Source organism: Streptomyces laculatispora (assembly GCF_017353455.1).
In the GTDB taxonomy this organism is placed as follows: domain Bacteria; phylum Actinomycetota; class Actinomycetes; order Streptomycetales; family Streptomycetaceae; genus Streptomyces; species Streptomyces laculatispora.
This window is the reverse complement of record NZ_JAFMPZ010000189.1, coordinates 1-11,831: the sequence shown is the minus strand read 5'-3', so window position 1 is coordinate 11,831 and position 11,831 is coordinate 1. Positions and strand designations below refer to the sequence as shown.

The 11,831-nt window shown below is 73.1% G+C and carries 10 protein-coding genes, 1 tRNA gene and 1 pseudogene; 3 read left to right on the top strand and 9 right to left on the bottom strand.

All coding sequences use genetic code 11. The features are described from left to right. A partial coding sequence (locus tag J1C73_RS11125) for an LLM class oxidoreductase (protein ID WP_504743256.1) occupies positions 1 to 465 on the top strand: 465 nt, incomplete at its 5' end. Positions 466 to 595: 130 nt separating this feature from the next. Here the strand turns inward: J1C73_RS11125 and J1C73_RS11120 are convergent. Further along, positions 596 to 2,563 (bottom strand): putative bifunctional diguanylate cyclase/phosphodiesterase, encoded by a 1,968-nt coding sequence (locus J1C73_RS11120; RefSeq protein WP_207316210.1) that lies wholly within the window; start codon positions 2,561 to 2,563, stop codon positions 596 to 598. Between the two features lie 402 nt (positions 2,564 to 2,965). Here J1C73_RS11120 and J1C73_RS11115 point away from each other — a divergent pair, with 402 nt between their 5' ends. Further along, positions 2,966 to 4,207, top strand: a complete 1,242-nt coding sequence (locus tag J1C73_RS11115; RefSeq protein WP_207316211.1) for a M6 family metalloprotease domain-containing protein — start codon at positions 2,966 to 2,968, stop codon at positions 4,205 to 4,207. A gap of 70 nt (positions 4,208 to 4,277) precedes the next feature. Here the strand turns inward: J1C73_RS11115 and J1C73_RS11110 are convergent. From J1C73_RS11110 to J1C73_RS11080, 7 genes are all read right to left on the bottom strand, one after another. Beyond that, positions 4,278 to 4,351 (bottom strand) — tRNA-Lys (locus J1C73_RS11110). Beyond that, a complete protein-coding gene (locus tag J1C73_RS11105; RefSeq protein ID WP_207316209.1) occupies positions 4,342 to 5,049 on the bottom strand; it encodes a bifunctional DNA primase/polymerase in 708 nt (235 codons plus the stop codon). The genes J1C73_RS11110 and J1C73_RS11105 overlap by 10 nt, the downstream gene beginning before the upstream one ends. Before the next feature lie 185 nt (positions 5,050 to 5,234). Then, on the bottom strand, positions 5,235 to 5,576 hold the full coding sequence (locus tag J1C73_RS11100) for a DUF8844 domain-containing protein (protein WP_123471277.1): 342 nt from the start codon (positions 5,574 to 5,576) through the stop codon (positions 5,235 to 5,237). Positions 5,577 to 5,698: 122 nt separating this feature from the next. Then, on the bottom strand, positions 5,699 to 7,033 hold the full coding sequence (locus tag J1C73_RS11095; protein ID WP_207316208.1) for an AAA domain-containing protein: 1,335 nt from the start codon (positions 7,031 to 7,033) through the stop codon (positions 5,699 to 5,701). Then, positions 7,030 to 8,637 carry a hypothetical protein gene (locus J1C73_RS11090; protein WP_207316207.1) on the bottom strand — a complete coding sequence of 536 codons (1,608 nt, stop codon included), beginning with the start codon at positions 8,635 to 8,637 and terminating at the stop codon, positions 7,030 to 7,032. Before J1C73_RS11090 ends, J1C73_RS11095 begins: the two co-directional genes overlap by 4 nt. Further along, the gene (locus tag J1C73_RS11085; protein WP_241199980.1) at positions 8,628 to 9,794 is read right to left on the bottom strand and encodes a hypothetical protein; all 1,167 of its coding nucleotides are present in this window, start codon (positions 9,792 to 9,794) and stop codon (positions 8,628 to 8,630) included. Before J1C73_RS11085 ends, J1C73_RS11090 begins: the two co-directional genes overlap by 10 nt. Further along, positions 9,700 to 10,671 carry a phosphatase PAP2 family protein gene (locus tag J1C73_RS11080; protein ID WP_207316206.1) on the bottom strand — a complete coding sequence of 324 codons (972 nt, stop codon included), beginning with the start codon at positions 10,669 to 10,671 and terminating at the stop codon, positions 9,700 to 9,702. The genes J1C73_RS11085 and J1C73_RS11080 overlap by 95 nt, the downstream gene beginning before the upstream one ends. Positions 10,672 to 10,971: 300 nt before the next feature. Between J1C73_RS11080 and J1C73_RS11075 the strand changes: the two genes are divergently transcribed. Continuing rightward, positions 10,972 to 11,568, top strand: coding sequence for a histidine phosphatase family protein (locus tag J1C73_RS11075; protein ID WP_207316205.1), 597 nt, complete (start codon positions 10,972 to 10,974; stop codon positions 11,566 to 11,568). Positions 11,569 to 11,605: 37 nt separating this feature from the next. Here the strand turns inward: J1C73_RS11075 and J1C73_RS11070 are convergent. Further along, positions 11,606 to 11,831: pseudogene (locus J1C73_RS11070) on the bottom strand (tetratricopeptide repeat protein); the annotation flags it as partial.

Below are 11,831 nucleotides of genomic sequence, written 5' to 3'. Positions count from 1 at the left end.
GTGCTCGGGCTGCCCTTCGCCTTCGCCCACCACTTCTCGGCCCAGAACACCGTGCCCGCCCTGGAGCTGTACCGGGAGTCCTTCAAGCCGTCCGCGGTCCTGGACGCGCCGTACGCCCTGATCGGCGTCGCGGCCCTGGCCGCCGACGACGAACGCGAGGCCCGCCGCCAGGTCCTGACCGGCGCCCTGTCGATGCTCCGCCTGCGCTCGGGCCGTCCCGGACTGGTCCCGACGCCCGAGGAGGCGGAGGCCTACGCCTTCACCCCGATGGAGCGCGAGTTCGTCGACAGCTGGCTCGTCAACATCGTCCACGGCACCCCGGACGAGGTCCGCACGGGCCTCGACGACCTGGCCAAGCGCACCGGCGCCGACGAACTGATGATCACCGCCAACGCCCACGGCGGCGATGCCCGCCTGCACAGCTACGGACTCATCGCCGACGCGTACGGGCTGCCGGGGGCCTGACCCGGCCGGGAGTGGCCTGGCCCCGCACGCCCGCCGTCCCGTCCGCGGTGCGGGACTTCGTGCGCAGCTGCCCGGAGCCGCTGCCGGACGCGGACGCCGGCTGACCGCCGGGGTTGCGGGCGGCGCCCCCTCAGGCCCCCAGCGCGCGGGCGCCGAGCAGTTCGGCGATGCGCTCCGGGGCGACCGCGCGGGAGTAGAGCCAGCCCTGCCCGGTGTCGCAGCCGATCCGGCGCAGCCGCTCCGCCTGGCCGGCCGTCTCCACGCACTCCGCGGTGACGGTCAGGCCCAGCCGGTGCGCCAGCTGGACCATGGCCTCGACGATCGTCTCGTCGGCGGGGCTGGGGTGCGTGCCGTCCTCGTAGCGGAAACCGTGCACGAAGGCGCCGTCCAGCTTCAGTACGGAGACCGGCAGGCGGCTCAGGTAGGCGAGGTTGGAGTAGCCGGTCCCGAAGTCGTCGATGGCGATCCGGACGCCCATGTCGCTGAGCGACTGGAGGGCCTGGAGCGGGCGCCCCGCCGAACCCATCACCGCGGACTCGGTCAGTTCCAGCTGCAACAGCGCCGGGTCCAGCCCGGTCTCCGCGAGGATCTCCGCCACATCGGTGACCAGGTCGGAGTCCCAGACCTGGCGGACCGCGACATTGACGCTGATGAACAGCGGCGGCTCGGCCGGGTGGTCGAGCTGCCAGCGCCTGGCCTGGCCGCACGCCGCCCGGAGCACCCAGCGGCCGAGCTGCACGATCGAGCCGTCCTCCTCGGCGATCGCGACGAACCGATTCGGCGAGAGCATGCCGAACTGCGGGTGGTTCCAGCGCACCAGCGCCTCCACCCCGCGCACGACCCCGTCGGCCATGCCGACCAGCGGCTGGTACTCGATGGTGAACTCACCGCGTTCGACGGCCGGCCGGAGGTTGGACGAGAGGGCCTGGCGGGTCATCCGGTGGGCGTTGCGCTCCGGGTCGAAGACGGTCCAGCGGCCCTTGCCGTCGGCCTTCGCCCAGTACAGCGTCGTATCGGCGGCCTGCATCAGGCCCGTGGCCGAGGTGCCCGCCACGGGCCGTTCCACCACTCCGATCGACGCGGAGACGGAGACCCGCTGGCCGGCCAGGTCGAAGGGCTTCTGGAGCGCGGCGAGCACGGTGCGGGCGAGGTCGGTCAGCTGCTGCGTACCGGTGGATTCCTCGACCAGGATCGCGAACTCGTCCCCGCCGAGACGCGCCACCAGGGGGGCGGCGGTGGGGAGCGGGCCCTCCTGCTCGGCGCAGTCGGTGAGCCTGGCGGCGACGGCGGCGAGCAGCCGGTCGCCGATCCGGTGGCCCAGGGTGTCGTTGACGGCCTTGAAGCCGTCCAGATCGAGGTAGCAGAGCCCGATCCGGCCGCGTCCGGGATGGGTGTCGTCCTGGTACCCAGTGGCCTCCAGGACGGCCGAGAGCCGCTCGAAGAACAGGGTGCGGTTGGGCAGCCGGGTCACCGGGTCGTGCATCTGGAGATGGCGCAGCCGCTTCTGCAGCTCGCGCCGGTCGCTGACGTCCGCGACGGAGAGCAGCACCTGGCCGGGCGGGCGGCTTCCGCCGGCCGCGCCCTGTGCGTCGCAGCCGCAGTCGCCGTCGCGGTCCGCCTTGGCCGAGGGCAACGGTACGACGGTGATCTCGGCCCACAGCGAGCGCCCGTCGGGGTGTTTGAGCCGGCGGGTGCAGCGGAAGCGGGAGCGCCGGCCGTGCAGCACCTCGCGGTACGCGTGCCAGGTGCGGCCGTCCGCCGCGAGGTCGACCAGATCGGAGGCGGACTGTGCGGTGAGCGCCGGGGCGGCGATGCCGACCAGGGCGGACAGGGCCTCGTTCGCGGTGACGATCAGGCCCTCGTCGTCGACGACGGCCATCGGGAGCGTGGCGGCCCGGAAGGCCGCCCGGTAGTCGTGCGGCCCGGAGGCGGCTGCTTCCGCGGCGAGGTCGGAGGCGATGTCCGAGGCGGTTTCGCCGGCGACGTCCTCAGGGGCCCGCCCGGTGGGCCATGCCTCATGACGCTCCGTGACCGATGGTCCTGGAGAAGAGGCTGCTGTGCCTGCCGGGGGCCTCGGCCCATCGGAGGTTGCGCTCACCGTTCGCTCCCGCCATGCAGTTCTGTCCCGGACAGGTCTGGTCGGACTGGCCCGCCGCGTGGAGCGCCGTTGTCAGGGGCGGAAAGCGCGGAGGAAAGCGAGGTGAAGCATAGAGGCTGGCGGCTCGGCCGTTCCAGCGCCCCGACCGTTCCGGACCCCGTGCCCGATGTGCATGGGCCATTCGCGCGCAGATCCGGTTTGCCCGCTCCTGATCGTTTCTGTGCGGCTCTGTTCTCTCACGTTGCGTCCGTGATCGATTGTGACTGTCTGTGAAGGGGGCGCGTGGATTGGCCGCTGACCCGAGTGGGGCAGCTCAACAGGACGTAACGCCTGAATCGCCACAGGGTGGTCGGGAGGGTGCTGAAGATCCCAGGCGTCCGCACCCCGCACCCGGAGGTAGATGTGCCGCGTCAGCACGGACCCGGAGGGGTGGTGAGACCGAGTCCGCGCGCCGTGACGGCCGGGCTGGTCTCTCTCCTGGCGGTCGCCGCCACCTCGCTCGTCGCGGGACCCGTCGCGGCCGCCAACGGTGCGGCCGACGCCTGTGCGCTGCCCCGGACCCAGGCCCACCACTCGCTGGGCCTGGACGGGTGGAACAGCGCCTACCCGCGCCCCGACCATCCGCTCGACGCGGTCATGGTCTTCCTCTCGTTCCCGGACGCCCGGCCCGTCACCACCCCCGCCGAGCTCACCTCCGACTACTTCCCCGCCACCACCCGGTTCTTCCAGCGCGCCTCGTACGGAAAGTTCACCCTGCGCCCGCACCCGCAGCGGCAGTGGATCCAGATGCCCAAGTCATCGGTCTGGTACGGCATAAAGCGCGACTGGGCCAATGACCGGCGCAGCGCCTATCTGCACGACGCGATCGACGCGGCCGACCCCGAGGTGGACTTCTCGAAGTACGACATCGTCTACCTCGTCGCCGATCCGGACGCCCCGGGCGTCGACTCGGACGCCACCAAGGTCGTCAACTTCGACCAGCCGCTGCACGCCGACGGTACGGACATCAGGCGCGTCGTCACCGTTTTCGAACAGCACCCGCCGGACCACAACGTGCTGGCCCACGAGACCGGACACGTCTTCGACCTGCCCGACCTCTACCACCGGCCCTCGGACGGCAAAGGCGACTGGGACACCTACGTGGGCGACTGGGACGTGATGGGCAGCCAGTTCGGACTCGCGCCTGATCTCTTCGGCTGGCACAAGTGGAAGCTGGGCTGGCTGGACGACCGGCAGGTGACCTGCATCCAGAGCGACCGGGTCGTCACCCTGGAGTCGATGGCGGCCGTGCCGGTGCGCGGCGCGTCGATCGGGACCCGGCTCGCGGTGATCAGGACGGGCGAGGGCAGCGCCGTGGCGATCGAGGCCCGCAGTGCCACCGGCAACGACCGGTCGACCTGCAGCGAGGGCGTGCTGCTCTACCGGATCCGTAACGAGGCCCCGTCGGGCGGCGGGCCGGTCGACGTCATCGACACCCACCCCGGCACCGACGCCTGCTGGGACCGGTCGGTCTATCCGCCGCTCGCGGACGCCCCGCTGCAGGTCGGTGAGACGTTCTCCGTACCCGGCGGACACACCACGGTCGAGGTCGCCGACCGGACCCCCTCGGGTGCCTGGACGGTCCGGATCACCACCGGGACGTAGGCCGTGTCCAGCGGCGGACGGCCATGACGAAGAAGCCCCCTCGCGCGAGCGAGGGGGCTTCTTCCGTCTGTGCGCCGCCAGGGACTCGAACCCCGGACCCGCTGATTAAGAGTCAGCTGCTCTAACCAACTGAGCTAGCGGCGCCTGCTGACGTCGTAGACCTTAGCACCCTGATCGGCGGGAGGAAAAATCGAAATACGAGGCCCCGACGAGGGCACCGACCGGGCCACCCGCACACATGCCCAGAGCAGTACGTCGGGCCCCGGAAGCCAGGGGCTGTGAGTGTCGGGGGCGACTACCCAGCGGGGTCCCGGAGCGTTCGGTCCGCAGGTCAGGGGCGGCACGGTCACCGCGTCGCCGATACCGTGGCAGAGCAGCGGGGGCACCTTCCGGCCGCTCTCGTCCTGCTCCAGCCGGTCCCCTCCGGACCGGGACGCGGCACCCCCGCCCCACTCCTCCCAGTCCAGCAGCGAGGGCAGCCGCTGGGCGGTCCCGGGGGAGGCGAACAGCAGCATCCGGCCGCGGTGCGTGGCGACCGGTCCGGAGCCCGGACCGTCCGCCCAGAGGTGTTCGAGCATCCGGCGTCCGAAGAGCGTGGGCACGTTCACCACGTCGAAGGACGAACCGCACGGCAGGACTCCGGGAGCGGACGGGTGCGACTCCCACTGGCTCAGGGCGCTGCGCGGATACGCCGCGGCGCCGGCCAGCCAGGCGGCGCCGGCCGCGGTCACCTGAGCCGTCCGGTGACCGGCCTGCTCGCGCAGGACGGCGAAGACGTCGGCTTCCCGGAAGGGGCCGTCGCCGTGATGCAGGGTCGTTTCGTCTGGCAGCCATGCGGTCATGCATACAGGTCTACCGGGAGTGATCGACCGGATTCCGAGAGTTGCCGGAAATCGGGACAGCTCGGGGTGACGAGGAGTATCTTGCCCCCAGGCATATGCCAGTGGTTCTACCCGCAGTCAGTGCCAGTCAGCGCCGACCCGGGAGCCGGGGAGCCGGTCCGCGGTCGGGAGCCAGGGTCGGGGAGTCAGGGCCTGGGGTCGTTCAGCAGGCTTCGGCCGAACTCGACCATCTTCGTCGCGTAGTCCTCGGTCCACTCCGCCCGCTGCGCGATGTCCGCCGTCGTGAGCCGGTCGAACCGGCGCGGATCGGCCAGCTGAGCGGCCGCGACCGCCTGGAACTCGACCGCCCGGTCGGTCGCGGCACGGAACGCCAGGGCCAGCTCGGTGGAACGGCTCAGCAGCTCCATCGGATCGTCCATCGACTCCAGGTCGAAGAAGTGCTCGGGATCGGCGACCGACGCCGACGGTTCGAAGAGCAGGGGTGCGGGGCGCAGCCGCTGCCGCTCGTTCCGCTCGGGTTGTGCCATGTGGTTGTTCCTCCTTCGGTGGGCCCGACGGCCACCCTCTATTGTCCAACCCGCCGCAAGGGCGCTTACGGGGGCGTGCGCCGATCCCCTCCCGGCAGCCGCGCCCCGACGCGCCCCCGGACTCAACGCCCCCAGCTCACGCGGTGTTCCGCCAGGTGCGCCAGCACCCGGTGGTTCGCCTCCCAGCCGTCCGGGAACTTCACCGTGACGCCCAGCTGGACCGGCTCCGTCGACGGGTGCTCGTCCAGCAGTTCCGCGACGCCCGCGCGGCAGACCACGACGCAGGCGTGGCGGTGGCGGGAGGCCAGCACGCACAGCCGGCCCGTCTCCAGGTGGAACGCGGTGGCGTCCGGCCTGCCGGACAGCGGGTGCAGGACCACCGTCACATCGAACTCGCGGCCCTGGAGCCGGTTCGCGGTGTCCACCGCCACGCCCGTCACCCCCAGCTCCGCGAGCGCCGCCCGCACCGCCGCCGCCTGGTCGCGGTGGGCCGTGCCGACCGCGACCCGGTCCGCCGTCACCGGAGCCGGGTCCGCAGAGCGCTCACTGGTGGCCGCGCCGCCCCGGTCCAGGAGCCGGCGCACCACGGTGGCCACCGCCCGGACCGCCTCGGGATCCGTGCGCGGGGTGTGCCGGGCCGGAAGCTCCAGCAGGCCCCAGCCGGACTCCGCGGCCTCGTCCAGCACCCGGTCCGCCGCCGAGCCGTCCGACCCGACGCCGAACGACAGCAGCCGGTCCCCGTGGTCCGTACCGCTGCGGAACGGGGTGTACGGGTAGAACGCGTCCGAGACGAGCTGCGCGGCCGACGCGGGCAGCCGCCAGGAGACCGGCAGCCGGCGCTGCGGCAGCTCCGGATTGTGCGCCAGCAGGGTGGAGACCGCGCTCGCCGACGGGTCGTAACTCAGCCCCGCCCACTGGTCCGCACCCACGATCGAGAACGGGTCCAGCTGGCCCGGATCGCCCACGAACAGGGCCCGTTCGAAGAGTCCGGCGACGGCCAGCAGCGCGTCCGAGCGCATCTGGTACGCCTCGTCGACGATCGCGTGCCCCCACGGCTCGACGTTCTTCACATGGGCCCACTTGGCCGCCGTCGAGATGACGATGTCCAGCCCTGCCAGATCCGCCGCCTTCGCCGACTTCCGTACGTTGGCCAGCCCGTCCAGCACCTTGTCGTACGGGTCGGAGTCACTGCTGTGCAGCCGGCCGACCGGCAGCCCCGGATCCTTTTCGGCCAGCCGCACCACCAGGTCGTCGACCTGGGCGTTCGTCTGCGCGACGACCATCAGCGGGCGCCCGGCCGCGGCGAGTTCCAGCGCGGCGCGGACCACCAGGGTCGACTTGCCCGCGCCGGGCGGGGAGTCCACCACGATGCCGCGGGCCGTGCCGTTCAGCGTGTCGTCCAGGATCTGGGCGGTGGCCCGGCCCGCCGCCGCCCCCGGGTCGAATCCGTCGGTCACAGCAGGTCCTCCGGGGTCACGGGGTCAGGGCTCTCGACAGCCGCACCGGAGCCCGGCGGACCGCCGTGCGTCCAGGGCGTCTCCTCCGGATCCGGCAGCTTCGGGCCGCCGCGCTGGTCGTGCTCGAAGAGGGTCCAGGCGATCCGGTCACCCGGCTCCGGCACCGAACCCGGGGCCGGTTCCCTGCCCCGGCCCATCCGGTCGGTGATCCGCAGCACCAGCGCGGGCGCTGCGCCCTCCTCCTGCGGCCCGTATCCGGCGAACTCGGCGGTCTGCGGCTTGCCGTCCAGCGAGCGGTAGACCTTGACGCGGTCGGCCAGCTGCGGCTGCTCACCGGTGCGGACGGTGACCAGCGGGCGCGGCGAGGGGCGCTTGGACTCGGTGTACGTCATCTCCACCCCGGTCACCTCCCCGAGGAACGCCTCGCCCGCCAGCCGGCGGCCGGCCAGCACCAGCGGATCGTCCAGCGCCTCCTGGGCCTCCAGCTGCGCCTGGGCGGTCTCCCGCGCGGCGAGCTTGCGGGCCGCCGTCACCGCGTCGTCCCGGCGCGGCTGCGGCGGCTCGCCGGACCGCACCCGGTCCCGGTGGCCGGTGAACGACCAGCGGTCGCGGGTCCAGCGGTCCTCGGCCCTGGCCCCCTCGGGCAGCTCCCGCAGCAGGTCCAGGCCCCGCCACACGGCGTCCCAGGTGGGCCGCAGCACCCCCGCCAGCAGGGCCCTGATCTCCCGCTCGGCCGCGGTCAGTTCAGCGAGCCTGGCATCGGCCGCCAGCCCGTCCTCGGCGGCGGCGAGCGAGGTGCGCGCGCGGTCGTACTTCTCGATCGCGGGGGCCAGCAGCCGGTTGTCGAAGTCCGGGTCGGTGGCCGGTCCGGCGGGCGGGCACAGCAGCTGCCCCTCGCGGTCCCGGGCCAGCTCGGCGCGGAACGCCGCCTCGGCCCCGGACTCGCCGTCCGGCGGGTCGACCCAGGCGAGCAGGGCGCCCAGATGCTGGTCCTCCAGGGTGGACTGGCCCGTCGCCCAGTGCCGGCCCAGCAGATCGGTGCCGGCCAGCAGCAGCGAGGAGCCCGGCACCCGGGCGCGCTCGCCGTAGTGCGTGAGCCAGCGGCCCAGCAGCGGGACGCGGGCGGGCGCCGGATACGGGGTGTCGGGGTCGTCCTCGGCGGTGCGCCGGAACCGCATGGAGCGGCCGAGCAGCCGGACGAACTCGATGCCCGCCCGGCTCGGCACGACCAGCTGCGCGGCGTCCGTGCACAGCTCGGTCTCGACCTTGACCTTCTTGCCGGTCGCGGGGTCGGTCTCGCTGCGTTCGGCGGGCTCGATCACGTCCGCGTACGACTCGATGTGCGGCAGGACCGCCTCGGCCAGCTCCGCGAGGAACGCGAACCGCAGATCCCGGTCGCGCGGCTGGGCCACGACCAGCAGCCGGGGCGCGTCCCGGTCGGTGCCGACGAGGGCGCCGAGCGGGGCGCCCGCCTCACCCGCGGTGGTGAGCGGCACCAGGACCAGCGGCCGGTCGGTGAGGTGGCGGTGGCGGACCGTGGCCGTCGGCTGCGCGCGGCCGCTCTCCACGGCCTCCAGCCTGGCCAGGGTGGAGATCAGTGACATGCGGGGCCGCCTTCCAGCGCCTCGGCGCGCAGGGCCGCGGCGCGGCGCAGCGCGGCGACCGTCGGATCCGCCGGATCGCCCTCCTTGCCCGCCGCCGCGGCCAGCACCGCGCCGACCGTGGTCAGCCCGCCGAGCTCGCCCCGCACGCTGCGCCCCAGCGCCTCCACGGCGCCCGCCGTGCGGGCCTTGCCCCGGCAGTGGAAGGCGAGTTCGCAGGCGGCCAGGCACTCCGGCGCGTACGCCGCCGCGACCGACTCGACGGCGGTGTCCAGCTCCTCGGGGGAGCGCTCCGGGTCGAAGGTGGTGCCCTCGGGCAGGGCCGCCGCGATGTCCTCGATCCGGGTGAGCCTGGTCAGCTGGCGGCGGGTGACCGCACGCTGCTTGCGTACGTCGACGACGGACGCGGCCGGCAGGTTGGAGAAGTCCTTGGGGCAGACCAGCAGCACCCGGTGGCCGACCTCCGCCCCGTCGGTGACCTCGGCGATCCGCTCCAGCGCCAGTACGTAGACCGCGGACTGGCGGGCGGCCGCGCCGACCTTCGCGGCGTCGGCGGAACCGTCGATCATGGGGAAGGACTTGATCTCGACGACGGTCCAGGTGCCGTCGGGGTGCACCACCACCGCGTCCGGCTCCAGATAGGCGGGCGAGCCCGCCACCTCCAGGGCCAGCATCGGGTGGTCCAGCAGCGCCCAGCCGCCCGCCCCGGTCGCCTCCCGCAGGGCCAGTGCGGTGCGCGCGGCGCGGCCCTCGGGGCCGGCGGCCGTCAGATCGGGCACCGCGACACCGTGCGGCGGTTCCCCGGGCTCGCCGAGCCGCTCGTGCAGCAGGCGCATCAGCTCCGTACCGCCGTCGGCCTTGACCTTGGCCTCGAAGGCGTTGCCCCGCATGAAGGCGAACTGGGACTGGCCGAAAGCGGCCGGTGAACCGAGTGCGGTGGCGAGGGCGGCCTTGTCGACGCCGGCCCCGTCGAGCAGGGCGCGTCGCTTGCAGCCGGGGTTGGCGGCGAGGGCGGCCAGTGCGCGGGCGTCCAGCGGACGCGGTGCGACGGCCGGGCCCCTCAGCTCAGCGAGCCGCTGCCGCAGCGTCACCGCCCGCGGCTCTTCCCGCGGAGGCGGGGACGTCGGCCGGGGCAGGTGGACCGGCCGGTGCCGCGGCATCGGTGGGATCTGCGGAGGAGGTCCGCTGGCCGGGGATTCGCTCACCCGCGGAAGTCTTGCATCCGGCACTGACATCCGGGGACTCCGTGACCGCGCCCACCCGTGCGAATCGGGTCAGGACCGTGTCGCCGACCCGGTTGACGAGCCGCGTCACGGGCCGGGCCACCAGGGCGCCGATCCCCATCACGGCGGCGCCGGCGACGGCGTCGAGGAAGTAGTGGTTGGCGGTACCCATCACCACGAAGACGGTGATCAGGGGGTACGCGACACCGGCCGCGCGGATGAGCGGGTGCCGCCCGTGGCGCCATAGGAGAATCCCGCACCACAACGCCCAGCCGACGTGCAGGCTCGGCATCGCCGCGTACTGGTTGGTCATGCCGCCCATGCCGCGCGGGGCGCTCGCCTCGGTGCCCCACCAGCCGTAAGAGCTGTACTGCGCCATCGTGTCGACGAAGCCGTGTCCGGCGGCCAGCAGCCGCGGTGGGCAGGTCGGCATCAGCGTGAAGCCGATCAGGCCGAGCATGGTGGAGGTCATCAGCCAGGTGCGGGCCCTGCGGTAGGCCTCCGAGTGCCTCCGGAACATCCATATGAGGACGGCCGGGGTTATCAGGTAATGCAGCGACGCGTACGCGAAGTCGGCGGGTATCCCTATCGAGGAGTGCGCGGTCAGCAGCCGGTTGAGGGGGTGCTCGAAGTTGATGCGGAGCAGCTGTTCCAGGTGCAGTATGCGCAGTCCGTGGTCGACGGCCGTCGACACGTCGCCACGGACCAGCAGTCTCCCGCCCGAGTACGCCGCGTACACCAGGGCGAGCAGCGGCAGCTCGGTCCACCAGCGGGGCCGGGGGCGCGGCGCGGGCGCGGCGGTGGCATGCGGCATCCGGAAGTTCTCCATCATGTGTTCATGCGGCCGACGGCGGACGTTCAACCGTACGGTGCGGGTCGGCCGCGATTCCCCCAGGGGTGCCCTTCGGCGCCCCTCAGCTGCTCGGATCTGTCTGCGGTGTGTGGGACGCCGGTGCGGGCCCCCAGGTTGCCTTACGCGCGGGTGCGCGATGATGGAAATCCGGACGATCCGTTCCCACCGTTCACCCGTAGCGTGCCGGACGGTTCCGTCCCCGTCGATGTCCAAGATCTCAGATCCAGGATCAGAGGTCTCAGTTTCAGGGAGAGCCGTCACATGGCACCGCGAATCCTGCTTGCCCGGCACGGCCAGACGGAATGGTCCGTCAACGGCAATCACACCGGCAGGACGGACATTCCGCTGCTCGACGCCGGGCGCGCGGGCGCCAAGCTGCTCGGCGAGCGGCTGCACCGGGGGCCATGGGCGGACCTGCCCGGTCTGGAGGTCCGCACCAGCCCGCTCGTACGGGCCGCCGAGACGTGCGAGCTCGCGGGGTTCGGCGGGCGGGCCGAGCGGTGGGACGCGCTGATGGAGTGGGACTACGGGGCGTACGAGGGGATGACCCCGGCCGGGATCAAGGCGACCCGCCCGGACTGGTTCATCTGGCGCGACGGGGTGCCGGAGGGGGAGACCCTGGCCGAGCTGTCGGCCCGTGCCGACGAGATCGTCCAGTGGGCCCGCTCGGCCGACCGCGACGTGCTGGTCTTCGCCCACGGCCACATCCTGCGGGCGCTGGGGGCGCGGTGGCTGGGCGAGGACGTGTCGTTCGCGGCGCGCATCCGGCTGGATCCGACGTCGCTGTCGGTGCTGGGGTGGGCGTACGGGGCGCCGGCGCTGGAACGCTGGAACGACACGGGGCACCTGGAGCGGTAGCCCCGGGCACTTCAAGCCGGACGGGCCGGGAGCGGTTCTACGTCTTCGCGCCCGCCGCGCGGTGGCGGTCGAGGAAGTCCGTGATGTCGACCGAACCCCGGCCACGCTGCCGCAGGACCGCCACCGCTCCCGCCAGCATCGCCCTGATCCGGGAGGAGCGGACCTGGTCCAGCAGGTCCAGCACCTGGTGACCGGCGGCCGCCGCCTCCTCCGCGAGGCCCGCCCGGACCAGGTCCTGGGTCAGCTCGGCCCGGTACAGCGCC